The organism is Lentzea jiangxiensis, from assembly GCF_900104175.1.
Lineage (GTDB): Bacteria > Actinomycetota > Actinomycetes > Mycobacteriales > Pseudonocardiaceae > Lentzea > Lentzea jiangxiensis.
The window spans coordinates 175290-200474 of record NZ_FNIX01000002.1 but is presented as its reverse complement, the minus strand read 5'-3'; the positions used below and the strand labels follow the sequence as shown (position 1 = coordinate 200474).

The 25185-nt window shown below is 71.4% G+C and carries 18 protein-coding genes and 1 pseudogene; 12 read left to right on the top strand and 7 right to left on the bottom strand.

The genetic code is table 11. The features are described from left to right. Nucleotides 1-2: 2 nt before the first annotated feature. Genes BLQ91_RS08690 through BLQ91_RS08680 form a run of 3 tightly spaced genes read right to left on the bottom strand, consistent with a single transcriptional unit; the run spans nucleotide 3 to nucleotide 3068 of the window. Nucleotides 3-818, bottom strand: coding sequence for a carbohydrate ABC transporter permease (locus BLQ91_RS08690; protein WP_090096232.1), 816 nt, complete (start codon nucleotides 816-818; stop codon nucleotides 3-5). A gap of 1 nt (nucleotide 819) precedes the next feature. Next, nucleotides 820-1791: a carbohydrate ABC transporter permease gene (locus tag BLQ91_RS08685; RefSeq protein WP_090096231.1), complete on the bottom strand. Its 972-nt coding sequence runs from the start codon at nucleotides 1789-1791 to the stop codon at nucleotides 820-822. Next, nucleotides 1791-3068: an extracellular solute-binding protein gene (locus BLQ91_RS08680; protein WP_090096230.1), complete on the bottom strand. Its 1278-nt coding sequence runs from the start codon at nucleotides 3066-3068 to the stop codon at nucleotides 1791-1793. Before BLQ91_RS08680 ends, BLQ91_RS08685 begins: the two co-directional genes overlap by 1 nt. A gap of 122 nt (nucleotides 3069-3190) precedes the next feature. Here BLQ91_RS08680 and BLQ91_RS08675 point away from each other — a divergent pair, with 122 nt between their 5' ends. From BLQ91_RS08675 to BLQ91_RS08665, 3 genes are all read left to right on the top strand, one after another. Continuing rightward, nucleotides 3191-4204: a LacI family DNA-binding transcriptional regulator gene (locus BLQ91_RS08675; RefSeq protein WP_090096229.1), complete on the top strand. Its 1014-nt coding sequence runs from the start codon at nucleotides 3191-3193 to the stop codon at nucleotides 4202-4204. Nucleotides 4205-4214: 10 nt separating this feature from the next. Then, nucleotides 4215-6512: a beta-xylosidase/alpha-l-arabinosidase gene (locus BLQ91_RS08670; RefSeq protein ID WP_090096228.1), complete on the top strand. Its 2298-nt coding sequence runs from the start codon at nucleotides 4215-4217 to the stop codon at nucleotides 6510-6512. A 71-nt stretch (nucleotides 6513-6583) separates the two neighbouring features. Then, nucleotides 6584-7582, top strand: a complete 999-nt coding sequence (locus BLQ91_RS08665) for a TerC family protein (RefSeq protein ID WP_090096227.1) — start codon at nucleotides 6584-6586, stop codon at nucleotides 7580-7582. A gap of 4 nt (nucleotides 7583-7586) precedes the next feature. On the opposite strand, the gene BLQ91_RS08660 is transcribed toward BLQ91_RS08665, so the two are convergent. Further along, nucleotides 7587-8705, bottom strand: a complete 1119-nt coding sequence (locus BLQ91_RS08660) for a serine/threonine-protein kinase (RefSeq protein ID WP_090096226.1) — start codon at nucleotides 8703-8705, stop codon at nucleotides 7587-7589. A gap of 450 nt (nucleotides 8706-9155) precedes the next feature. Here BLQ91_RS08660 and BLQ91_RS08655 point away from each other — a divergent pair, with 450 nt between their 5' ends. Beyond that, entirely contained in the window at nucleotides 9156-9545 is a 390-nt protein-coding gene (locus tag BLQ91_RS08655; protein ID WP_090096225.1) for a hypothetical protein, read from the top strand. On the opposite strand, the gene BLQ91_RS08650 is transcribed toward BLQ91_RS08655, so the two are convergent. Then, on the bottom strand, nucleotides 9538-10551 hold the full coding sequence (locus tag BLQ91_RS08650) for a LacI family DNA-binding transcriptional regulator (protein ID WP_245733282.1): 1014 nt from the start codon (nucleotides 10549-10551) through the stop codon (nucleotides 9538-9540). The genes BLQ91_RS08655 and BLQ91_RS08650 overlap by 8 nt on opposite strands. Between BLQ91_RS08650 and BLQ91_RS42525 the strand changes: the two are divergent. The 6 genes and pseudogenes from BLQ91_RS42525 to BLQ91_RS08620 all read left to right on the top strand — a co-directional run. Then, a pseudogene (locus tag BLQ91_RS42525) lies at nucleotides 10532-10906 on the top strand (ATP-binding cassette domain-containing protein); the annotation flags it as partial. The gene BLQ91_RS08650 and the pseudogene BLQ91_RS42525 overlap by 20 nt on opposite strands. Before the next feature lie 248 nt (nucleotides 10907-11154). Next, nucleotides 11155-11466, top strand: a complete 312-nt coding sequence (locus tag BLQ91_RS08640) for an L-rhamnose mutarotase (RefSeq protein ID WP_090096701.1) — start codon at nucleotides 11155-11157, stop codon at nucleotides 11464-11466. Nucleotides 11467-11482: 16 nt separating this feature from the next. Further along, nucleotides 11483-12637: an L-rhamnose isomerase gene (gene rhaI / locus BLQ91_RS08635; protein ID WP_090096700.1), complete on the top strand. Its 1155-nt coding sequence runs from the start codon at nucleotides 11483-11485 to the stop codon at nucleotides 12635-12637. Continuing rightward, entirely contained in the window at nucleotides 12637-14661 is a 2025-nt protein-coding gene (locus BLQ91_RS08630) for a bifunctional aldolase/short-chain dehydrogenase (protein ID WP_090096223.1), read from the top strand. Before rhaI ends, BLQ91_RS08630 begins: the two co-directional genes overlap by 1 nt. Continuing rightward, the gene (locus tag BLQ91_RS08625) at nucleotides 14658-15956 is read left to right on the top strand and encodes a rhamnulokinase (RefSeq protein WP_090096222.1); all 1299 of its coding nucleotides are present in this window, start codon (nucleotides 14658-14660) and stop codon (nucleotides 15954-15956) included. Before BLQ91_RS08630 ends, BLQ91_RS08625 begins: the two co-directional genes overlap by 4 nt. 16 nt (nucleotides 15957-15972) lie before the next feature. Beyond that, entirely contained in the window at nucleotides 15973-17208 is a 1236-nt protein-coding gene (locus tag BLQ91_RS08620; RefSeq protein ID WP_090096221.1) for an SGNH/GDSL hydrolase family protein, read from the top strand. 192 nt (nucleotides 17209-17400) lie between these two features. Here BLQ91_RS08620 and BLQ91_RS08615 read toward each other — a convergent pair whose 3' ends face one another. Continuing rightward, on the bottom strand, nucleotides 17401-19659 hold the full coding sequence (locus BLQ91_RS08615; protein WP_090096220.1) for a cellulase family glycosylhydrolase: 2259 nt from the start codon (nucleotides 19657-19659) through the stop codon (nucleotides 17401-17403). Between the two features lie 317 nt (nucleotides 19660-19976). Here BLQ91_RS08615 and BLQ91_RS08610 point away from each other — a divergent pair, with 317 nt between their 5' ends. Further along, on the top strand, nucleotides 19977-22262 hold the full coding sequence (locus tag BLQ91_RS08610) for a rhamnogalacturonan lyase (protein WP_218130188.1): 2286 nt from the start codon (nucleotides 19977-19979) through the stop codon (nucleotides 22260-22262). A 43-nt stretch (nucleotides 22263-22305) separates the two neighbouring features. Beyond that, nucleotides 22306-23271, top strand: coding sequence for an acetylxylan esterase (locus BLQ91_RS08605; RefSeq protein WP_090096219.1), 966 nt, complete (start codon nucleotides 22306-22308; stop codon nucleotides 23269-23271). Between the two features lie 65 nt (nucleotides 23272-23336). On the opposite strand, the gene BLQ91_RS08600 is transcribed toward BLQ91_RS08605, so the two are convergent. Beyond that, the gene (locus BLQ91_RS08600) at nucleotides 23337-25127 is read right to left on the bottom strand and encodes a rhamnogalacturonan lyase (RefSeq protein WP_090096218.1); all 1791 of its coding nucleotides are present in this window, start codon (nucleotides 25125-25127) and stop codon (nucleotides 23337-23339) included. Nucleotides 25128-25185: the final 58 nt, after the last annotated feature.

Sequence of the window (25185 nt, the reverse complement as noted above, 5' to 3'; positions counted from 1 at the left end):
GATCATCCCTTCACTGAGCCGGTCAGTCCGCCGACCATCCGGCGTTCGGCGAGCACGAAGAACGTGAGCGCGGGGATCATGGACAGCGCGGTGAAGGCGAGCACCTTCGCGGTGTCCTGGGTGTGCTCGGACTGGAACATGGCCACGCCGAGCGGGAGCGTGAAGTTCGTGGAGTCGTTGAACACGAGCAAGGGCAACAGGTAGAAGTTCCAGCTGGTGACGAACGCGAGCACGGACACCGTGATCAGCGCCGGCCGCGAGAGCGGCAGCAGGATCCGCCAGAAGAAGCCGAGCTTGGCGGCACCGTCGAGCAGCGCCGCGTCCTCCAGCTCGCCGGGGATGGCGTGCATGAACGGCCGCAGGATCACGATCGTCACCGGCAGCGAGAACGCCGCCTCCGGGATCGCGACGCCGAGCGGGTTCTCGAGCATCCCGAGCTGGCGCAGCCACAGGTACAACGGCAGCGTCGCCACGCCGAGCGGGAACAGCAGGCCGAGCGTGAAGAGCGCGTAGAAGCCCTCACGGCCCCGGAACCGGTAGCGGGACAACGCGAACGCCGCCATCGCACCGAGCACGACCGCGAGCGTCGTCGCGATGACCGCGATCAGCGCGCTGTTGCCGAGCAGCCGCCAGAACACCGGCGACGTCGCCACCTCCGCGTAGTTGTCCCACACGAACGGGCCGGGCAACCCGGCCGGCGACGCGTTGATCTGCGCCGTCGTGCGGAACCCGCCGAGCACCACGAACAGCAGCGGCACCACCGTCATGCCGATGACGGCGAACGCGGCGAGGTAGCCGATTGTGTTGCGACGTGTCATCTCAGCGAACCCCCGTCAAAGCGCCCTCGGTGTCCCGGCGCAGGGCGAACCGCTGGTAGAACAGCGCGAACACGAAGCAGATGATGAACAGGATCACGGCGACCGCACTGCCGAAGCCGAACTCGTAGCGCTTGAAACCGTGGTCCACGAGGTAGGTCGCCATCGTCGTGGACGCGTTGGCGGGACCGCCGAGCGTCATGATCCAGACGAGGTCGAACAGCTGCAGCGACCCGATCACCGACAGGAAGATCCACACGCGGATCGTCGGTCCCAGCAACGGGAGCACGACGTGCCGGGTGGTCTGCCAGGAGCTCGCGCCGTCGAGCGCGGCCGCCTCCCTCAGCTCGGCCGGCACGCCCTGCAGGCCCGCGAGCAGCAGGATCACGCCGAACCCGATGTACTTCCAGGTGATCACCGCGAACAGCGTGTAGAGCACGATCGACTGGTCGGCGAGCCACAGCTGCACCAGCCCGCCCAGGCCCACGGCCCGCAGGACCTCGTCGACGAACCCGCCGGGCTGCAGCATCAGCAGCCAGATCACCGCGGTCACGGCCTCGGACAGCACGTACGGCGCGAACACCACCATGCGCAGGAAGGCCCGGCCGCGCAGCTTCCGGTTGAGCAGCATCGCGAGGCTGATGCTGAGCGGCAGCTGCACGACGATGGACAGCACCGCGATGATGAGGTTGTGCCCGATGGCGCCCTGGAAGACGTCACCGGAGAGGGCGTCGGCGTAGTTGTCCAGCCCCACGAAGTCCGTGAGCGGGCCGAAGCCGTTCCACGAGTAGAGGCTGTAGTACGCGGCGACGCCGATGGGGATCAGGACGAACCCGGTGAACAACACCAGTGCCGGCGTCAGCAGCAGGGCGAGTTCGAGGCGGGTGCGGAGTCGGGACCGCCGCCGGGTGCCCCCGGCCGCTGGCGCGTGCGGCACGGGGGCGGTCGGCGGCCGCGTGGTGATCGCGGCACTCATCACTTGTTCCCGGCTGCTGCTTCACTCACCGATTTCACGATGGTGTCGGGTGTGCCCTGCCCCGCGAAGAAGTTCGCGATGGCGTCGTTGAGGGCCTGACCGACCTTGGTCGGGAACGCGGTGTCGAAGTAGAACTGCAGGTACGACGCCTTGGTCATGGCATCGGCGATCGTCTTGTGCGGCTCGCTCTTCAGCGCGGCCACACCGGCCGGGGTCACCGGCAGACCGGAGTTGGTCTCGGCGAGGATCTTCTGCACGTCGTCGCCGACGAGGTGCCCGAGGAACTCCGCGCACGCCTTGGCCGCGCGGGTGGTGCACGAGAACCCGTCACCGCCGCCGAGCAGCACGCTCGGATCGCCCTGGCCGCCCGGCACGCTCGGGAACGGGAACCAGCCGATCTTCGAGCCGATCTCCTTGTCCTCGGTGAGCGCCTGCATCACGTCCGGGTTCCAGTCGCCCTGCAGTTCCATGGCCGCCTTGCCGTTGGCGACCAGGCCCGCCGAGCTGCCGGCCCCCTGCTGAGCGGGCGTCCCGACGAACCCGTCCTGGAACGGTTTCGTGTCCAGGAAGCTCTTCAGGGTCTCTCCCGCCTTGGTGAAGCACGGGTCGGTCAGCTCGGTCTTCTCGACCGCCTTCTTCAGCGTGTCGACCGAGCACTGGCGCACCGCGAAGTACGCCCAGTAGAACGCGTCGGGCCAGCGGTCCTTGCCGCCGAGCGCGATCGGTACGACGCCCGCCGCCTTCAGCTTCGCGACGGCCGCGTTCAACTCGTCCAAAGTGGTCGGTGGCGAGGTGACACCCGCGCTGGCGAAGACGTCCTTGCGGTACCAGAACCCGACGGCGTGCATCAGGTACGGCGCGCCGAACTGCTTGCCGTTCACCTTCCAGCCGTCGGCGTTCTTCGCCAGCGGGCCGATCCAGCCGGACGAGGCCTGGGTGATGTCGGCGATCTTGCCGGACTTCATCTGGTCGGCGAGCGCGCCGCCGCCCCACTGCTGGAACAGGTCCGGAGGGGTGTTGCCCTGCAGTGCGAGCGGGACCTTGGTCTGGAACTGCTCGTTCTGCAGCGGTTCGATCGTGAACGAGGTGTTCGGGTGGGTCTTGTGGAAGTCGTCGGCGATCTGCTGCCACTTCGACTTCATCGGTTCGGTGGTGCGGTTGTGCCACCAGGTGAGCGTGACGGGTCCTTCGGTGGAGGCGTCTGTGCCGCCGCCACCGCACCCGGCCAGCACGAACGCCGCGGCGGCGAAGAGGGCAAGGGGCTTTCTCGAACGCATTGGGGGTCCACTCCTGACGACGTCGGCCGGTTGGACTGCCTGTGTTGGGGCCAGAGACTCTCGGATGAACCCGCCCCGTGTCAATCGTTGTCGATAACGTTTTACACGGCTAGCCTGACCCGGTGCCTCCACGCTCTCGCGTCACGATCAAGGACGTCGCCGCTCAGGCCGGCGTCTCGGTAGCCACCGTGTCCAAGGTCCTCAACCAGCGGTACGGCGTCTCGGCGGACACGTTCGCCCGCGTCACCGCGGTCATCAAGGAACTGGGGTACGAGGCCAGCCTCGTCGCGCAGAGCCTGCGCAACCACCGCACCAACGTCATCGGCATCCTGGTCGCCGACATCGAGCCGTTCAGCACCGAGTTGCTCAAGGGCGCGGCGGACGCCATCCGCGGCACCGGCTTCGAACTGGTCGTCTACTCGGCGGGCGGCCGGACGGGTGACCCGCACGGCTGGGAGCACCGGTACCTCACGCGGCTGAGCGGCACGCTCGTCGACGGCGCCGTGCTGGTCACGCCCGCCGTCGACCTCGAAGGCATCCCCGGCACGCCCGTCGTCGCGGTCGACCCGCACACCGGGCGCGCCGCACTGCCGACGGTCGACTCCGACAACCTGCACGGCGGCCGCCTGGCGACGGAGCACCTGCTGGCGCTGGGCCACCGCAGGATCGCGATGCTCACCGGTCGCGAGGACCTGAAATCGGCGCAGCAGCGCGAAACCGGCTACCGCGGGGCGCTCGCCAGCGCCGGCGTGGCGGTGGACGAGCACCTGGTCCGGCGCGGTGACTACGACGCGGACGTGGCCGCCGCGTCGGCGCGCGACCTGTTGACCGGACCCGACCGGCCGACCGCGATCTTCGCGGCCAACGACACCACCGCCATCGCCGCCATCCAGGCGGCCCTCGAGCTCGGCCTGCGCGTGCCGGAGGACATCTCGGTGGTGGGCTTCGACAACATCCCCGAGTCCGCGCTGTGCACACCGCCGCTCACGACGGTGCAGCAGCCGATCCGCGAAATGGGCCACCGCGCCCTCGAGCTGCTCGTGCGGCTCATCAACGGCGACGAGCCCGCCGACACGCACGTCACCCTGGGCACCGATCTGGTCGTCCGGCAGTCGACACGTCCACTCTCACCCTGAGGTTCCTCCTGTGACGACAGAAGCCACCACGCCGGACGAGGTCTGGCGAAACCCGCACGCCCCCGTGGCCGACCGTGTGCGCGACCTCGTCGCGCGGATGACGCCGCAGGAGAAACTCGCGCAGCTGCAGGGCATCTGGGCCGGCATCGACGCCGGCGGCGAGATGGCACCGCACCAGCACGAGTTCGCCGTGGCACCGCGGGACTTCGACGAGCTGACCAAGCACGGCATCGGTCAGCTCACCCGGGTCTTCGGCACCCGGCCGATCGATCCCGAGGTCGGCGCGCGCACGCTCGCCCGCACCCAGCGGCAGATCGTCGAGGCGAGCCGCTTCGGGATTCCCGCGCTGGCGCACGAGGAGTGCCTGACCGGTCTGGCCGCGTGGCAGGCGACGGTGTACCCGTCGCCGCTGTGCTGGGGCGCGAGCTTCGAGCCGGACCTGGTGCGGCGCATGGCGGCCAAGTTCGGCGACTCGATGCGCCGCCTCGGGATCCACCAGGGCCTCGCCCCGGTTCTCGACGTCACGCGCGACCTGCGCTGGGGCCGGGTCGAGGAGACCATCGGCGAGGACCCGCACCTCGTCGGCGTCGTCGGCGCCGCCTACGTCGAGGGTCTCGAGTCGGCCGGGGTCGTGTCCACGCTCAAGCACTTCGCCGGGTACTCGGCGTCGCGGGCGGGACGCAACCACGCGCCGGTCTCGATCGGGCCTCGCGAGTTCGCCGACGTGATCCTGCCGCCGTTCGAGATGGCGCTGCGGGCCGGTGCCCGGTCGGTGATGAACTCCTACGCCGACAACGACGGCGTGCCCGCCGCGGCGGACTCGGCGTTGCTCACCGACCGGCTGCGCGACGAGTACGGCTTCACCGGCACCCTCGTGTCCGACTACTTCTCGGTGGCGTTCCTGCACAAGCTGCACGGGGTCGCCGCCGGACGCGAGGAGGCGGCGGAACTGGCGCTGGCGGCCGGGATCGACGTCGAACTGCCCACTGTGGACTGCTTCGGCGACCCGCTGCTCGAGGGCCTGGAGGCCGGCCGGATCGACATGGCCCTCGTCGACCGGGCGCTCACCCGCGTGCTGGCGCAGAAGTTCGAGCTCGGCCTGCTCGACCCCGGCTACTCCCCCGCGCCCTCCGCGGACCTCGACCTGGACGACGACGAGTCCCGCGCCCTGGCCCGCGAGATCGCCGAGCGCTCGGTCGTGCTGCTGCAGAACGACGGCGTCCTCCCGCTGGCGGGCAAGCGCCTCGCCGTCATCGGCCCGCGCGCGGACGAACCCGGCGCGATGATGGGCTGCTACTCCTTCCCGCTGCACGTCGGCGTCCACCACCCGGACGCCGAGATGGGCATCGACGTCCCGACCGTGCTGGACGCGCTGCGCGCCGAGCACGACGTCGTCTTCGCGCAGGGCTGTCCCGTGCTCGGCGGCACCGACGAGGAGATCGCCGAGGCCGTCGAGGCGGCCCGGCAGGCCGACGTCTGCGTCGTCGTGCTCGGCGACCTGGCGGGGCTCTTCGGCAAGGGCACCTCCGGCGAGGGCTGCGACGCCGCGGACCTCAAGCTGCCCGGCCGCCAGGAGGAGCTGCTGGAGGCGGTGCTCGGCACCGGGATGCCGGTGGTGCTCGTGCTGCTGTCCGGCCGGCCCTACGACCTGTCCCGGCAGGCCGACCGGCTCGCCGCCGTGGTGTGCGGCTTCTACCCCGGCGAGGAGGGTGCCGCGGCGCTCGCCGGCGTCCTCTCCGGGCGGGTCAACCCGTCCGGCAGGCTCCCGGTCAGCTTCCCCGGTGCCGGTTCCAGCCAGCCGTCGACCTACCTGTCCGCCCAGCTCGGTGCGCGCACGGAGGTCAGCACGGTCGACCCGACCGCGCTCTACCCCTTCGGCCACGGGCTCTCCTACGCGCCCGCGACCTGGGTGGCGGTGGGCTCCGAAGAGCGGGAGTGGCCGACGGACGGCGTCTGCCGGGTGCACGTGGTCGTGCGCAACGAGTCGGACGTCGTCACCTCCGAGGTCGTCCAGATCTACCTGCACGACCCGGTGGCCGAGGTCGCCCGGCCGGTGCGGCAGCTGATCGGCGCGGTGAAGGTGGACCTCGAACCCGGCCAGACCCGCACCGTGAGCGCGGCGCTGCACGCCGACCTCACCTCCTACACCGGGCGGGCCGGGCAGCGGCAGGTCGATCCCGGTGACGTCGAGCTCCACGTCGGCACGTCGAGCGCGAACATCCACACCAGGCTGCGGTTGTCGATGACGGGACCGCGGCGCGCGGTCGGCTTCGACCGCGTCCTGACCCCGGTGTTCGACACCCCCTGACGTCCCCGCACCACCTCCGGCGCCCCGGTAACGTCCACTGCGGACGAACCGGGTCGTCGGAGGGGTGCTCTGTGCTGGAGATCAGCGGACTGACGTGGGCGGCCACGATCGGCGTGATCGTGGCGCTGCTGGCGGTCGACCTGGTGCTCGCCGCGTGGCGGCCGCACCGCATCGGCTTCCGCGAGGCGAGCCTGTGGTCGGTGTTCTACATCCTGGTCGCGGTCGGGTTCGGCGTGTGGTTCGCCACCGCGCACGGCGGCGGGTACGGCGCGGAGTACTTCGCCGGCTACATCGTCGAGAAGAGCCTGTCGGTCGACAACCTGTTCGTCTTCGTGATCATCATGACGACGTTCCTGGTGCCGGAGGAGCACCAGCACAAGGTGCTGACGTTCGGCATCGTGCTGGCGCTGGTCATGCGCGGCATCTTCATCGCGGTCGGCGCGACGCTGCTGTCGTTGTTCTCGTTCATGTTCCTGCTGTTCGGCCTGCTGCTGATCTTCACGGCCGTGCAGCTGTTCCGGCACCGCGACGAGGACCCGGACGTCGAGAACAACGTCGTGGTGAAGACCGCGCGCAAGTTGCTGCCGGTCACCGACGACTACGTGGGCGGCAAGATCTTCACCCGCCTCGACGGCCGCCGGATGGCCACTCCCCTGTTCGTCGTGCTGGTGGCGATCGGCGGCGTCGACCTGCTGTTCGCGCTCGACTCGATCCCCGCGGTGTTCGGCGTGACCGAGGAGCCGTACATCGTCTTCACCGCCAACGCGTTCGCGCTGCTCGGCTTGCGCGCGTTGTTCTTCCTGGTCAAGGGCCTGCTCGACCGGCTGGTGTACCTCTCGGCCGGTCTGGCGGTCATCCTCGCGTTCATCGGGGTCAAGCTGATCCTGCACTGGGCGCACGTGGACATCTCGCCGAGCGTGCCGGAGGTGCCCACGCCGCTGAGCCTCGGCGTGATCATCGCGATCCTGGTGGTCGTGACGGTCGCCAGTTTGGTCAAGACCCGCAACGACCCGTCCGCCAAGGCGCACCCCGGCTCCCTGCGCGGCCACCGGGAACCGGAACGGGACTGACGGGTCAGGGGTTCTTCTTGCCCTTGCCGTCGCCGGGTCCCGCCTTGGCGGGCTTGGGCTTGACCATCCCGGGTTCGGCCCTGACCTGCTGCTGCGCGGGAGGCGGGGCCTGGACCTCGGCCTCGGTGTGGGCCACGGGCGCGGGTGCGGGCGTCCACTGCACGGTGTGCACCCGGGTCGAGGCCGGTTCGGTGGTGGCGGGCGGCGCCGACTCGGCCGGCACGGCGGGACCGCCCTGCAGCAGGAGCCCGGTGCCGACGGAGGCGGCGAGCACGACCGCCGCCGCGACGAACGCGCCGCGCGACCGGCGCGGCAGCGGTGCGGCGACCGTCGCCGGTCCCTCCGCGCTCAAGACCCTCGCGCACTCACGCGCGCTGGGACGGCGGGCGGCCGTCGTGGAGGTCATCAGCATCAGCAGCCGCCGCAGGTCGAACGGCAGGTCGGCGGGCACCTCGGGCGACCGGTGCAGGCGCGCGACGGCGGCCTCCACCTCCCCGCCCTGGAACTCGCGGCGGCCGGTCAGGCACTCCAGCAGCACCAGCCCGAGGGCGTAGACGTCCGCGGCCGGGGTGATCGCGTCACCGCGCACCTGCTCGGGCGACAGGTAGGCCGCCGTGCCGACGACCTGGTCCGCCCTGGTCAGCCGGGCGCTGTCGGCGAGCCGCGCCAGGCCGAAGTCGGCGAGGCGGGGAGCGTCCTCGTCGCCCAGCAGAACGTTGGACGGTTTGACGTCGCGGTGGATGATGCCGCGCTCGTGCACGTGGGCCAGCGCGTCGGCGACCGCGGCACCAAGGCGGCGCACGTCCTCGACTGGCATCGGCCCCTCAGCGATGCGGGCGTGCAGCGTGCGGCCCTCGACCAGCTCCAGCACCATGTACGGCGTCTCTCCGCCTGGGTCGGCGTCGTAGACCGCGACGAGGCCGGGGTGCGACAGGCCCGCGAGCGTGCGGATCTCGTTGTCGATGCGCTGCGCGTCGGCGACGTCCTCGCCGGGCTGGAACAGCTTGATCGCGACGTCGCGCACCAGCACGGTGTCTCGTCCCCTGCGCACCTCGGCCATGCCGCCGGCGCCGAGCAGGGCGCCGACCTGGTACCGGTTGGCGAGGAGGAGGGTGTCGGGCATGGGTCCCGGATACCCACCCGGCCGATCTTCCAATCACGCTGGAGCGGACTCCGCCTCACGACGGCGGCCAGGTGGGTGGATCTTCTTCGGCGGACGGCGGGGCCGGCGCCGTGCACGTACCGGGAACAGCACTGGTGACGGGCCTGTCGTGCGCCACGGTCAGCGGTGCGCGAACCTCATCGTCAACGGGCAAAACTCTTCCGCACGCCACGAGTTCGCGGCCCCATCCCGGAAAGCGTCCCCAGTGGGGCGTGTGCGGGGCCTCGCTCATCCACTCGCGGTGGCTCGTCACGGCCGTACTGCGTGCTCCGGCGCACGCGGAATGGGTCCGCACCCACGATCAATGGCCCCTCGCGACGTTCTTCACCTCGTGGCTAATGTCGGTTCGCGGCCGCATTCAGCCCTTCCACTCGAACGAGGTGAACAATCGTGCGTGCAATTTCGGCGATCGTGCTGACCGGTGCGGCATTGGTGGCGAGCGCATTGCCGGCATCGGCGGCGCAGGTCGAAGCGTCCCTCGCGCTGCAGGCACAGGCGCGACTGGAGGCACGGGGTGCCGCCGTCACCGTGCCGACCCGTGTGATGTGCGAAAACGGCGCCACGGGGTCGATGTGGCTCCAGGTCACGCAGAACGTGCGCGGTGAGCTCGCGATCGGCGACAAGTACACGCCGAGCGTTCCGTGCACCGGCGGTTTCCACCAGGTCGACGTGACCGTGGTGTCGCGCACGAAAGCATTTCGGCCGGGCGTCGCGTTCTCGACCGCTTCGCTGAACGCCTTCCTCCCGCCGGACAATTCGCGCACGGTCGAGGAAGACCGCGTGATTTCCATCGTCAGGTAGTCCGCCGCACCGCGGTGGACGCGCGGACCACGAGCTCCGGCTGGAACTTCACGTGCCGGTGCTCGTGGTCCGCGTCGTTCTCCGACAGCAGCAGCCGGGCGGCGGTGCGGCCGAGCTCCTCGCGCGGCTGGCGCACCGACGTGAGCGGCACGGCGGCGGCCGCGGCGAACTCGATGTCGTCGTAGCCGACCACGGCGAGGTCGTCCGGGACGCGCAGGCCCTGCTGGGTCATCGACTGCAGCAGGCCGAGCGCCAGCAGGTCGTTGGCGCAGAACGCCGCCGTGGGCCGGCGCGAGGCGGGCAGGCCGGCGAGCCGCTCCCCCGCGCCCCTGCCCTCCGCGACCTGCAGCCCCCTGGTCTCGAGGAACGTCAGCGCGTCCGCGGGCAGCCCGGCGCCGGTGAGCGCCCGCAACGCGCCCTCGCGCCGGTCGCGCACCTGCTGGATCGACAGCGGGCCGCCGATCATGGCGATGCGGGTGTGACCGTTCTCGACGAGGTGCGTGACCGCGAGCTCGCCGCCGAGCACGTCGTCCACCGCCACCGAGCACCGCGCCCCGTCCGAGGCCTCGCGGTCGACCAGCACGACGGGCGTGCCGCGTTCGGCGAGCAGCGCGCTCTCGGCGTCGACCGGGGTGATCAGGATGCCCTCGACCCGCTGCTCGTGCAGCAGCTCCAGGTACTCGCGCTCACGACCGCCGTCGGAGGCGCTGTTGCACAGGAACAGCGCGAACCCCGCCTCCCGCGCCGCGTCCTCCACGCCGCGCGCCACGTCGGTGAAGAACGGGTTCGCCGCGTCGAGCACGACGTAGGCGAGCACCCGGCTGCGGCCCGCGCGGAGCTGGCGCGCGGACTCGTTGCGCACGAAGCCGAGCTGCTCGATCACGGCCAGCACCCGCTGCCGCGTGGCCGGAGCGACGACGTCGGGCCGGTTCAGCACGTTCGAGACGGTCGCGTTGGACACGCCGGCGTGCCGCGCGACGTCGCGGATGCCCACTGACGGCCTCACCGGCGGCTCCTTGGTTGAAACGTGGCAACCAATCGTACCCGCAGCCCTTGACATGGTGACGCAGCATGCCCAGAGTGCTCGTAGCTCAACGTTGAAACGGTTCAACACCGAGGGGACGGATGTGAACCGACCTCCCGTGGTGGCACTGGACGGGGTGAGCAAGTCCTTCGGCGCCGTGCGTGCGTTGAACGGGGTGTCGCTGCGGCTGCTGTCCGGCGAGGCCTACGCACTCCTCGGGGAGAACGGGACCGGCAAGTCGACGCTGATCAAGACGCTCGCCGGCGTGCACCGCCCGGACTCCGCCCAGGTGCTGGTCGACGGTTCTCCGCGGAGGTTCTCCGGTCCCGCCGACGCGCTCGCCGCGGGCATCGCGATCATCTACCGGGAACCGGCGCTGTTCGGCGAGCTGTCGTTCGACGCCCGTGTGATCGTGGTGGACGAGCCGACCGCGGCCTGTCCGAGCACGAGGTGCGGCGGCTCTTCGGCGCGGTGCGGGCGTTGCGGTCGCAGGACACGGCCGTGCTGTTCGTGTCGCACCGGCGGGCCATGGTGCGCCGGATGGTCAGCCGCGACTCTCCAGCTCTTCTGCAAGGGACTTCTGACATGCGCGTCTGCTTCACGTTGCGGGTCCGCCCGGATCGTCTGGGTGAGTACCGGGCGCGCCACCGCGACGTGTGGCCCGAGATGCGGGCAGCCCTCACCGAGGCGGGTTGGCACAACTACTCGCTCTTCCTCTCCGAGGACGGCCTGCTCATCGGCTACCTCGAGTGCGACGACTTCGACGCGGCCCTCGCGGAGATGGCCCGCACCGAGGTCAACGCGCGCTGGCAGACCGAAATGGCGGAGTTCTTCGTCGGCGGCGGCAACGCCGACGAACGGATGCGGCCCCTCGACGAGGTCTTCCACCTCGACTGAGTTTGGGGAGAACACCATGAGCGTGAAGGACGCGCTGCGCGGGCAGCGGATCGAGACCCCTTCCTGGGCCTACGCGAACTCGGGTACCCGGTTCAAGGTCTTCGCGCAGCAGGGGGTCCCGCGCACGCCGTACGAAAAGATCGACGACGCGGCGGTGGTGCACCGGCTCACCGGGATCGCGCCGACCGTCGCGCTGCACATCCCGTGGGACAGGGTCGACGACTACGGCAAGCTCGCCTCCTACGCGAGGGACCGCGGTGTCGCGCTCGGCGCCGTCAACTCCAACGTGTTCCAGGACGACGACTACAAGCTCGGCAGCGTCTGCCACCCGGACCCGCTGGTGCGGCGCAAGGCGGTCGGGCACCTGCTCGAGTGCGTCGACATCATGGACCGGACGGGGTCGCGCGACCTCAAGCTGTGGTTCGCCGACGGGCTCAACTACCCCGGCCAGGACGACATCCGCGCCCGCCAGGACCGTCTGGCCGAGGCGCTGCGCGAGACGTGCGCCCGACTGGGTCCGGATCAGCGGATGCTGCTGGAGTACAAGCTCTTCGAACCCGCGTTCTACGTGACCGACGTGCCGGACTGGGGCACCGCGTACGCGCACTGCCTGACGTTGGGCGACCAGGCGCAGGTGGTGATCGACACCGGGCACCACGCCCCCGGCACGAACATCGAGTTCATCGTGTCGTTCCTGCTGCGGGCGGGGAAGCTCGGCGCGTTCGACTTCAACTCGCGCTTCTACGCCGACGACGACCTGATGGCCGGGGCGGCCGACCCGTTCCAGCTCTTCCGGATCATGCACGAGATCGTGCTGGCCGACGCGCTGGAGCCGGCGGCCGGCATCACGTTCATGCTCGACCAGTGCCACAACCTGGAGCCGAAGATCCCGGCGGTCATCCGGTCGGTGCTGAACGTCCAGGAGGCCACGGCGAAGGCGCTGCTCGTCGACCACGGCGCGCTGGACGAGGCCCAGCGCGCCGGTGACGTGCTCGGGGCGAACGCCGTGCTGATGGACGCCTACAACACCGACGTGCGGCCGCTGCTGCGGGAGCTGCGCGAGGACATGGGGCTGGACCCCGACCCGGTGGCCGCGTACCGGCGGTCCGGGTACGCCGAGCAGATCGTCCGGGAACGAGTCGGCGGCGAGGCCGCCGGGTGGGGTGCGTGATGAGCGAGGTCGAAGCCCTGCTGGGCCGCAGCAACCGGCTCGGCGCGGATCCGCGCAACACCAACTACGCGGGCGGCAACACCTCGGCCAAGGGGTCCGCCGTCGACCCGGTGACCGGGCAGCCCGTGGACCTGTTGTGGGTCAAGGGGTCCGGCGGCGACCTGGGCACGCTGACCGAGGCCGGGCTCGCGGTGCTGCGGCTCGACCGGCTGCGGGCGCTGACCGAGGTGTACCCCGGCGTCGAGCGCGAGGACGAGGTGGTCGCCGCGTTCGACTTCTGCCTGCACGGCAAGGGAGGCGCGGCGCCGTCCATCGACACGGCCATGCACGGTCTCGTGGGCGCGGCGCACGTCGACCACCTGCACCCGGACGCGGGCATCGCGTTCGCCACGGCGGCCGACGGCGAGGCCCTGGTCAAGGCGTGCTTCGGCGACCGCGTGGCGTGGGTGCCGTGGCGGCGGCCCGGTTTCCGGCTGGGCCTCGACATCGCGGCGGTCGAGCGCGACCACCCGGAGGCCATCGGCGTCGTGCTGGGCGGGCACGGGATCACCGCGTGGGGTGCGACGAGCGAGGAGTGCGAGGCGCACTCGCTGGAGATCATCCGGACCGCCCGGCGCTACCTCGACGAGCACGGCCGCCCCGAGCCGTTCGGCCCGGTGGTGCACGCGCCGCTGCCCGAGGCGGACCGGCGTCTCAGGGCCGCCGAGCTCGCGCCGGTCATCCGCGGGCTGGCGTCCGCGGACAGCCCGCAGGTGGGTCACTTCACCGACGCCGACGTGGTGCTCGACTTCCTGTCCCGCGAACGGCATCCGGATCTCGCGGCCCTCGGCACGTCGTGCCCGGACCACTTCCTGCGCACGAAGGTCCGTCCGCTGGTGGTCGACCTGCCGCCCGACGCGCCGCTGGAAGTCGTGGTGGCGCGCCTGAAGGAGCTGCACGAGGCCTACCGCGAGGAGTACCGGGCCTACTACGAGCGGCACGCGGAGCCGGACAGCCCGCCGATGCGCGGCGCCGACCCGGCGATCGTGCTCGTGCCGGGCGTCGGCATGTTCAGCTTCGGCGCGAACAAGCAGACTGCGCGCGTCGCGGGGGAGTTCTACGTCAACGCCGTCAACGTGATGCGGGGCGCCGAGTCGGTCTCGCGGTACGCGCCGATCGAGGAGCGCGAGAAGTTCCGCATCGAGTACTGGGCGCTCGAGGAGGCGAAGCTGCGGCGGATGCCGGAGCCCAGGCCGCTCGCCACGCGCGTCGCGCTCGTCACCGGTGGCGGATCGGGCATCGGCAGGGCGGTCGCGCACCGGCTGGCGGCCGAGGGCGCGTGCGTCGTCGTGGCCGACCGCGACGGCGACGCCGCCAGGGAGGTCGCCGAGGCGATCGGGCCGGCGGACGTGGCGGTGCCGGTGACCGTCGACGTCACCGACGCGGGCGGCGTCGCCGAAGCGTTCCGCGCCGCGGCACTCGCGTTCGGCGGCGTGGACCTGGTGGTCAACAACGCCGGTCTGTCGATCTCCAAGCCGCTCGAGGAGACCACCGAGGCCGACTGGGACCTCCAGCACGACGTCATGGCCAAGGGCTCGTTCCTGGTCTCCCAGCAGGCCGCGAAGGTCATGCGCGCTCAGGGCGTGGGAGGCGACATCGTCTACATCTCCAGCAAGAACTCCGTGTTCGCCGGTCCGGACAACGTCGCCTACGGTGCCGCCAAGGCCGACCAGGCGCACCAGGTGCGGTTGCTGGCGGCGGAGCTGGGCGGCGACGGCATCCGGGTCAACGGCATCAACCCGGACGGCGTGGTCCGCGGCTCGGGGATCTTCGCCGGCGGGTGGGGCGCCCGGCGCGCCGCCGTCTACGGCGTGCCGGAGGAGGAACTCGGCTCGTTCTACGCCCGGCGCACCCTGCTCAAGCGCGAGGTGCTGCCCGAGCACGTGGCCGCGGCGGTGTTCGCGCTGACGGCGGGCGACCTCTCGCTGACGACCGGCCTGCACGTGCCGGTCGACGCCGGTGTCGCGGCGGCGTTCCTGCGATGACGGCGGTCGCCGCGGTCGACCTCGGCGCGTCCAGCGGCCGCGTGGTGCGCGGGGTCGTCACCGGTGGCCGGGTCGCGGTCGAGGAGGTGCACCGGTTCCCCAACGGGCCGGTGCACTCCGGCGGCCGGCTGCACTGGGACCTGCGCGGCCTGTACCGCGAGATCCTCACCGGGCTGCGCCTGGCCGGTGAGGTCGGCAGCATCGGCATCGACAGCTGGGCGGTCGACTACGGCCTGCTCGACGGCTCCGGCGAGCTGCTCGGCGACCCCGTGCACCACCGCGATCCCCGCACCGGGGGAATCAAGCCGGAGGAGGGGCTCTACGAGGTCAACGGCCTGCAGTTCCAGCCGTTCAACACGATGTTCCAGCTGCGCGTGGAACCGCTGCTCCCCCGCGCCTCCCAGCTCCTGCTGATCCCGGACCTGGTGTCCTACTGGCTGACCGGCGAACGCGGCGCCGAGTACACCAACGCGACGACCACCGGCCTGATCGACGTCCGAACAGGACGGTGGTCGCCGTCGCTGACCCGTGACCTCCCACCCGGTCTGCTGCCGGAGCTGCGCCACCCCGGCGATCCGGCGGGCTCCTGGAACGGCGTCCCGGTCACGGCGGTCGGCTCGCACGACACCGCGTCCGCCGTCGTCGCCGTCCCCGCCGGGACCGACCGGTTCGCCTACATCTCGTGCGGCACCTGGTCGTTGGTGGGCGTGGAGCTCACCGCTCCCGTGCTCACCGGTGCGAGCAGGGCGGCGAACTTCACCAACGAGGGCGGCGTCGACGGCACGATCCGCTACCTGCGCAACGTGATGGGCCTCTGGTTGCTGCAGGAGTGCCTGCGGACGTGGGGCGCCGAGCTGGAACCGTTGCTGCGCGAGGCGTCGAACGCGACCGGTTCGACGTTCGACCCCAACGACCCGGTGTTCCTCCGGCCCGGTGACATGCCCGCCCGCATCGAGCGGTGGTGCGGGAGGAGCATGACGAGGCCGGAGGTCGTCCGGTCCGTCCTGGACAGTCTCGCTCTCGCGCACCGCGACGCCATCGTGGACGCACAACGGTTGTCCGGCAAGGAGGTCGAGGTCGTGCACGTCGTCGGAGGCGGCTCGCGCAACGCCTTGCTGTGCCAGCTGACCGCCGACGCGTGCGGACTTCCCGTCGTGGCGGGACCGGCCGAGGCCACCGCGCTCGGCAACGTCCTCGTGCAGGCCCGTGCCGCGGGAGCCGTCGAAGGCACTCTCGCCGAACTCCGCGAACTGGTAGGAAGGTCGCAGCCGCTCCAGCGTTATCTGCCCCGCTGACGAAAGGACGGCACAGATGCGCAGGCGCTCCTTCCTCGGCCTGGCCGCCACCGGCGTTCTCACCCCCGCCGTGGCGCAGGCTCAGCTCCCCCGCCGGGCCCGCTGGCTGACCACCTGGGCAGCCATGCCCCAGCTCACCGAACCGCACAACATGCCACCGACACCCTTCACCGGCGACGGCCTGGTGCTCGCCGACGCCACGCTGCGCCAGACCGTCCGCGTCACCGCCGGTGGCCCACGACTGCGGCTGCGCTTCAGCAACGCGTTCGGTGGCGCGGTGCTGCCGCTCACCGCCGTCACCGTCGCCCGGCCGCAGGACGGTCGTGCGGGCACCAGCGCGGTCGAGCCCGGTTCGGTGCGCCGGGTGACGTTCAGCGGCCGCACGTCCGCGGACGTCCCGGTGGGCGCTCTGGTCGTGTCCGATCCGCTGGACTTCGCCGTCGAGCCCGGCACGAACCTGACCGTGACGGCGTACCTCGCGCGTGGCCAGGCCTCCACCGACATCACCTCGCATCCCGGTTCCCGCACGACGTCCCACCTGGTCGCCGGCGACCACACCGGGTCCGTCGCGCTGCCGGGCGCGACACCGACCGACCACTGGTACTTCCTCAGCGGCGTCGAGGTGCCGTCGGAGGCGGACGCCGTCGTGGTGATCGGCGACTCCCTGACCGACGGCCGCGGCTCCACCACCAACGGCAACGACCGCTGGCCCGACCAGCTCTCCGACCGCCTGCGCGGCCGGGTCGCGGTGGTCAACCAGGCCGCGGGCGGCAACCGCGTGCTGCAGGACGGTCTCGGCCCCGGTGTGCTGGCGCGCCTGGACCGCGACCTGCTGGCCCAGAGCGGGGTCAGGTGGCTGGTCCTGTTCGAGGGCGTCAACGACATCGGCACGGCGGACGCGACCGACGTGGCGCAGAAGGCGGTGGCCGAGGACCTGATCGCCGCCTACCGGCAGGTCCTCGACCGCGCCCACGCCCACGACATCAAGGTCTGCGGCGCGACGCTCCTGCCGTTCGGCGGCCACGGCTACGACGACGCCGGAGGCTTCCGCGAGTCGGCCCGGCAGGCGGTGAACCACTGGATCCGCACCAGCCGGGGGTTCGACGCGGTCCTCGACTTCGACGCCGTCGTCAGGGATCCCGCGCGCCCGCGACGGCTGCTGCCCGTCGCGGACGTCGGGGACGGCCTGCACCTCAACCCCACGGGGTACCGGATGCTGGCGGAGTCCGTTCCTCTCAGGCTCTTCCGCTGAACGTCCACCTGCCGTGCGGCACCGCCATCGCCGAGGAGCCGGGAACGTGCACCTCGGCGATGGCGCCGACCGGCACCTCGACGGTCAGCCGCAGCACACCGCCGGCCTTCGCCTAGGCCACCGGGATCCGCGAGTCGAGGCAGACGACACCAGGCTGTCCGCAATCGGACAGCCTGGTGAATCGTTCGAACCTCAACCGGTCGTGCAGGTGCTCCCGTTCAGTGTGAAGGACGACGGCGCCGGGTTGGAGCCGCTGTACGTGCCGTTGAACCCGATGCCGGTCGACGCGTTCGGCGCGAGCGAGCCGTTCCACGACAGGTTGGTCGCGGTGACGTTGGCGCCGGACTGCGCCAATGTCGCGCCCCAGCCCGGCAGGGTCACCTTCTGGCCGTTGGCGTAGCTGAACGCCAGCGTCCAGCCGTTGATCGCGCTGGCACCCGTGTTCGTTATGGTGACGTTGGCGGTGAAACCGCTGCCGCCACCCCAGTTCTGGGCGGAGTAGGCGACCTTGCAGGTGCCCGTGCCGCCGCCCGCGCTCGTGGTCGCCGTGCCGGCGGCCGAGACCGCCGAGACGTTGCCGGCCGCGTCCCTGGCCCGCACCTGGTAGCGGTAGGTGGTCGACGGGGTCAGGCCGCTGTCGGCGAACGTTGTCGTCGCCGACGTGCCGACCTGCGCGAACGAACCGCTGCCCGTCGCGCGGAGCACGTCGTAGCCGGTGACGCCGACGTTGTCCGTGGACGCCGCCCAGCTCAGCGTGAGGCCGGTGGACGTGACGCCCGAGGCCGAAGGGGTGCCGGGCGTGGTCGGCGCCTCGGTGTCCGCGGGGCCACCACCGCCGTAGATCGTGGCCTCCTTCGACGTCTGCCGGACTCCGTTGGCGCCGTTGAGGAACCGCTCACCCCAGGGCGTGAGGCTCGCCGGGTTGAACGAGTTGACCATGTCCAGGTAGGCGACGTCGCCGCTGTTGCCGCTCCACGACCAGCCGAGGTAGCCCAGGCCGCGCGCCTGGGCCTGCGCCATGATCGTGTCCTCGTCGGGGTCGCCGTCGCTGTGGTCGTGCCCGAACTCCCCCACGACGAGCGGCAGGCCGGCGGTGCGGAACGCGTCGAAGTAGGCGTTGACCTTGTCCGCGGTGTTGTAGACGCCGTACATGTGGATGGAGAACACGGTGTTGCGCTGCGGGTCGGCGTTGAGCACCGAGGCCGCGCCGTCGCGCATGATGTTGCCCCAGTCCTGGCCCCACATCGGCGCGTCGGCCATCAGCAGGTGCTGCAGCCCCGCACCGCGCAGGCGGCTGATCGCGCTGCTCGTGGCGCTCGCCCACGTCGCGCTCACCTGGGCGTTGTTGCCGAACGGCTCGTTGCCGAGGTTGATGACGACGTAGTCCTCCTGCCCCTTGAGCGCGCTCGCCACGCTGATCCAGTACGTGGCGGCCTGGTCCAGGGTCGCGGCCCCGCTCTGCTCGCCGTAACCGGTGGTGTCGTGCACCTCCAGCACGCAGATCAACTTGTTCTGCTTGCACAGCGAGATGACGCTGGAGACCTCGGAGGCGGGCGTCGGGCCCCAGCGCTGGCCGCTGCCGAGCACGACGCGGACCGTGTTGGCGCCGAAGGACTTGATGTCCGCGAACGCCCTCGTCTGCGACTGGTACCAGACGTGCGCGTGGTTCACGCCGCGCATCACGAACGGGGTGCCGTCGGCCTCGACGACCCGCGTGCCGTCGACGCGCAGACCCACCGCCGCCGGGGGCTGCGAGCCGAGCGCCGCCACGACGGCCGGGTACCAGCGGCTCTCGATCTTCTGGATGCCGGTGGAGCTGTTCGGGTGCACGCCGTCGGTCGTGTCGGCCGCGGTGTCGAACCCCGTCCACTGGTCGACCACGGTGATCGGCGACGCCGCGGTGCTGTTCGCCCGCGCCCAGCCGGGGATCGCGGCGTTCAGGTCCACGACCCGCTGCGCGCACGCCGTGCAGTTCGACGGGTTCATCGGGACGATCTGGGCCACCACCAGCTTGATCGCCGGGTTGCTCGCCCGCATCTGGCCGAGCATCGTGGTGTAGGCGCCCAGGATCGTGTTCGCCGGGATGTTGCTCCAGACGTCGTTGGTGCCGAGGTGCATGAGGACGACGTCGGGACGCGCGGCCGACAGCCAGCCGGGCAGCCGGTTGTCGCGCACGATGCCGGTCGCCAGGATGCCGCCGTGGCCCTCGTTGTCACCGTCGTAGGTGAACCCGCAGCCCGGCGCGGGCAGCGAGCCGACGAAGTCAACGCTGTGCCCGGTGTCCTGCAGGTGCTTCGCGAGCAACGCCCGCCAGCACCCCGGCGAGCCGGTGATCGAGTCGCCGAGCGCCATCACCCGCGCTGGTGCGGCGTTCGCCGGGGACGCGGCGATGACGACGCAGGCCGCCAGCAGCAGACCGGTCACCACCGCTCGGAGAAATCGCAAGGTCACGACGACCTCCTGGGAGGAAGAAGGGCTGGTACGTCCGGTTCTGGGAGCGCTCCCAGAACCGGGACACTAACCAGCCGACCACCCGGCGACACCGCCGAGTGGACCACCGCGAACGCCTGTCCGCCGCAGGCGACCGGCTGACCTCGTCATGTCCTGCCGGACAAGCCCCACGCCGTCTCGCCGCCATCGACTCGCCGTTCGCCCCGTTCGACGGACCACGTTCGAACGGTGCCGCGAATTCGATTCGGAAAACGCTTTCCAGATTCCGCGGCACCACCTCTTGCGCTGCTCGGCGCGGACGGGCCAGGGTAGCGCCCGTGGATCTGCGACGAAGCGTTCTGCTCCCGCTGGTGGTCATCGCGCTCTTCACGGCACAGGCTCCCGCCTCCGCGTGGGCCGCTGGGGAGGGGAGGCGGAACCCCGCCGCGCGGCCCGCTGTCCCCGAACGGCTCGACCGCGGGCTCGTCGCGGTTCCCACGCCCGGCGGCGTGCACCTGAGCTGGCGGCTGCTCGGCCACGAGGCCACCGGTGCGACCGCGACCGGTCTCGCAGGTCCGGACTTCGCGGTCTTCCGGGACGGCAGGCGGATCGCGACCGTCACCGGCAGCACCACCCACACCGACCCGGACCCCCGGCCCGGCGCGCGCTACCAGGTGGCTCCCGTCGTGCGCGGGGTGCCGCTCGGACGCGGCCGGGCGGTGAAGGCCTGGGCCGCGCCGCACCACGACCTCCCGCTGCGCAGGCCCGCGGACGGGGTGACGCCGGCCGGCGAGAGCTACACCTACTCCGCTAACGACGTCAGCGTCGGCGACGTGGACGGGGACGGCCGGTACGAGTACGTCGTGAAGTGGGACCCCGGCAACTCCAAGGACGTCTCGCAGACCGGTTACACCGGGCCGGTGTACCTCGACACCTACCGCCTGGACGGGACGCTGCTGCACCGGATCGACCTCGGCGTGAACATCAGGGCGGGCGCGCACTACACGCAGTTCCTGGTCTACGACTTCGACGGCGACGGCAGGTCGGAGCTGATGACGAAGACCGCGCCCGGCACCAGGACCGTGGACCGGGACGGGCGGTCGCGGTACATCACCCTGCCGCGCGAGGACGTCCGCGCGGGCTACGCGCACACCGACGACTACCGCCTGAGCGCCGACGGGTACCGCACCCACCTCATCGGCGTCTTCCGCGGCTGGCACGCGCACCCCGAGGTCGTCGCCGGGCGGTGGCCCGCGACGCTGGAGCAGGCGCTGGGCCTCGAACCTCGCTACGCCTACCCGTTGTCGGAGACCGACGCCGCCGCGCTCGCCGACCACTTCATCGACGTCTACGCGCCCTCCCGCAGCGCCGGCAACCGGTTGCGCCAGTTCGCGGGGTTCGTCGTCGACGGCCCGGAGTACCTGACGGTGTTCGACGGCGCGACGGGCCGGGAGTTGCAGACCGTGCGCTACGAACCGGGCCGCGGCGACGACGGGCTGATGTGGGGCGACTACGCCATGAGCCGCATCGAGCCGGGCAACCGCGTGGACCGGTTCCTGTCCGGCGTGGCCTACCTGGACGGCAAGCGCCCGTCCGCGATCTTCGCCCGCGGCTACTACACCCGCTCCACGGTCGCCGCGTACGACTGGAACGGCCGCAAGCTCACGAAGAGGTGGCTCGCCGACAGCGGGCACGTGCCGATGGCGAACCCCTTCCGCGACACCCCGCACGGCCGTGACGGCACGAACCCGAGCCACGCGAAGCTCACCACGCAGGGCGCGCACTCGCTGAGCGTCGCCGACGTCGACGGGGACGGCCGCCACGAGATCGTCTACGGCGGTGCGACGCTCGACGACGACGGCTCGCTGAAGTACAGCTCCACGGGCGTCCTGCCACCGGGCAGCGCCGATCCCGGTGCGGTGGCGCGGATCGGCCACGGCGACGCCCTGCACGTCACCGACGTCGACCCGGACCGGCCCGGTCTGGAGATCCACATGGTGCACGAGGGAGCGCGTTCGGCGCCGTACGGCTACACGCTGCGCGACGCGCGGACCGGCGAAGTGCTCCACGGCGGCTACTCCGGGATGGACACGGGCCGCGGCATGATCGGCGACGTCCGGCCGGACGTGCGCGGCATCGAGACGTGGGCGTCGATGCCGAGCGGCTCGGACTCCTCGGGCCTCTGGAGCGCGGACGGCCGCCGGCTGGACACCCGCTCGCCGGGGACGAACATGAGCATCCGCTGGGCGGGTGACCTGACCACGCAGATCGTGAACGGCGCCCAGGACGCCACGCCGACCATCGACGACTGGCGGCGCGGCACGCTGCTGACGGCCATCGGCACGCGGACCAACAACGGCACCAAGGGCACGCCGTCGCTGGTGGCCGACGTCCTCGGCGACTGGCGCGAGGAACTGGTGGTGCGCACCCTGGACAGCTCGGCGCTGCGCTTCCACCTCAGCACCGAGCCGACGAACCACAAGACGTACACGCTGATGCACGACCGCCAGTACCGCGTCGAGGTCGCCCGCCAGCAGACCGCCTACAACCAGCCGTCCCACCCGGGCTTCCACCTCGCCTCGGACACCGATTGGTCGCGCGTTCCCCTGCCGCCGCGCCGCTGACCCGTGTGAAGATCGCAGGGACCGCTCGAGTGAGGAGATCTGCGTGCCCGTCGTCGACATGCCCGAGGAAGACCTGCTCCGGCACCGCGTCACCACCCCGGAACCGGACGACCTCGACGAGTGGTGGGCGGCCCGGCTGGCCGAGACGTCGGCCGCCGCGAGCCCGCCCGTGCTGACGCCGCACGAACCGGACCTGTACCGGCCGCTGGTGGTGCACGACGTGGAGTTCTCCGGCGCCCACGGCCACCCCGTCCGCGGCTGGTACCTGCGCCCCGCCGGCGACGACCCGTTGCCGGTGGTCGTGACGTACATCGGCTACGGCGGCGGCCGTGGTGTCCCCGCCCAGCACACGCTGCTGCCGAGCCTCGGCTTCGCGCAGTTCGTGATGGACAGCAGGGCCCAGGGCGGCCGCTGGTCCGTGGGCGCCACCGCCGACGCGGGAGCGGGCACGGGTCCGGAGCACCCCGGCGTGATGACCAGGGGCATCTCCAGCCCGGAGGGCTACTACTACACGCGGCTGTTCCTCGACGCCGCGAGGGCTGTGGACGTCGCCGCCGGACTACCGGGCGTGGACCCCGGCCGCATCGCCGTGACCGGGGGCAGCCAGGGTGGCGCGCTCGCGCTGGCCGCCGCCGCGTTGCGCGCGGACCGCGTGAAGGTCTGCCACTCCGACGTGCCGTTCCTGTGCGACCTGCACCGCGCGGTCCGCATCGGCACCACGCCGCCCTACACGGAGATCAGCGACTTCCTGGCGCAGCACGACGCTCTCGTGCCCACCGCCCTGAACACCCTGCGGTACGTCGACTGCGCCCTGCTCGCCCGGCGGATCACCGCGCCGACGTTGTTCAGCGTCGGGCTGATGGACGAGACGTGCCCGCCGTCCACCGTGTACGCGGCGTACCACGAGGTCCGCGCGCCCAAGGAGATCACGGTGTCGCCGTTCGGCAAGCACACCACGCCCACCAGCCACCTGGAGACGCAGCTGCGGCACCTGCGTCAGCACCTGTAGGCCGTTCCCGCAGGTGGCGCGACCGGTCCCGCCGGGCTCGTGTCGCGCCACCACCTCCACCCGCCTCAGGGCGTGGCGAAGCTCGGGTGCGGCGGCTGGTTGTAGGCGGTGTTCTGGAACGCCACCGCCACGCGGTACTGCCGGTCCTGCATCAGCGACACCCGCCGGATGTCCGTCGGCTCGGTGGTCGAGTAGATCCGCAGCGCCCGGTTGTCCGAGGTGCGCCAGACGACCTCCTCGCGCCAGTCACCGAGGATGTCCGCGGACAGCGCCGGCGTGGACTTGCTGCCGTTGTTCGACGCCACGCCGGACCCCGTGAGCAGCCTCGTGTCGCCGTTGGGACCGTACTTGTCGATCGTGGTGCCGTTCAGCAGCTCGCGCTGGGCGTCACCGTCCCACCAGATCACGAAGTTCGTGGAACCCGGCTTGCGGGCCGAGACCTGGGCGCCCGTGGTGGCACTGCGCAGGCCGGCGACCGACGACGACCACGCCTCCGCACCGGGGTTGCCCGCCCAGATGTCGGCGGTCACCGCCCTGCCGTTGTCGCAGCCGCACGACGGCGCGCTCCAGATGATCTGGCCGGTGCGCGCGTCGCCCATCCAGTGCGTGAGATCGGTGGTCGACTCCGACGGCTTGAAGACCTCGAGGCCCGCGCGGGACGGGATGAAGTCGCCGACGTGCAGCGCGTCGCCGTGGCGGGTGCCGTTCTGCCACAGGCCCCGGCCGTTGTCGTCGATCGCCATCGAGCCGTAGATGATCTCGTCGCGGCCGTCGGCGTCGACGTCGGCCACCGACAGCTGGTGGTTGCCCTTGCCCTCCCAGGCCGCGCGGTTCGGCTGCGCGGCCGAGTCGAACGTCCAGCGCTGGGTGAGCTGGCCGCCCCGGAAGTCCCACGCGGAGATCACGCTGCGGGTGTAGTAGCCGCGCGCCATGATGATGCTCGGCCGTGATCCGTCCACATAGGCCGTTCCGGCGAGGAACCTGTCGACCCGGTTGCCGTAGTTGTCGCCCCACGACGACACGGTGCCGCGCGGGGGCACGTAGCTCTCGGTGTCGAGCACCGCGCCGTCCGTGCCGCGGAACACCGACAGGTACTCGGGCCCGGCGAGGACGTAGCCGCTGCTGTTGCGGTGGTCCGCGCCCGAGTTGCCGATCACCTGCCCCGTGCCCGACCGCGTGCCGTCGGCGGTCTTCACGGCCACCTCGGCGCGGCCGTCGCCGTCGTAGTCGAACACCTGGAACTGCGTGTAGTGCGCGCCGGCCCGGATGTTGCGGCCGAGGTCGATCCGCCACAACCTGGTGCCGTTCAACCGGTACGCGTCCAGGTACACGTTGCCCGTGTAGCCGGACTGCGAGTTGTCCTTGGCGTTCGTGGGATCCCACTTCAGCACCAGGTCCTGCTCGCCGTCGCCGTCGAGGTCGCCTGCCGACACGTCGTTCGCCACGTAGGTGTAGGCCTCGCCCGAGGGGGTCGTTCCGCCGGGAGGGATCTGCAGGGGGACGTCCCTGCTGGTCGCCAGCGTCCCGACGGACCGCGTGGCCGCCGCCGGTTCCACGCCTCCGACCACCGGGCGCACCGAGTAGGACGCGGTCGCGGGCGCACCCGCGTCGAGGTAGCTCGTCGCCGTGGTCACCGGGGCCCGGTTGACCCGCACGCCGTCGCGGTAGACGTTGAACGCCACGTCCGCCGCGTCCGAGCCGAGGAGCCGCCAAGACACGAAGTTCCCGTTGCCGTGCACCGATCTGATGCTGACCAGCCCGCGCTCCTGCACCTCGTCCGCGAGGGCGGGAACGCCGCCCGCGGTCAGCACCACCGCGAGCAGCACACTGAGTCTCACCGAATTGAAACGTTTCATACGGGTGACGGTAGCGTCGAACAAGTCGAACGCACCGCGCGGGATTTCTTCGAATCGA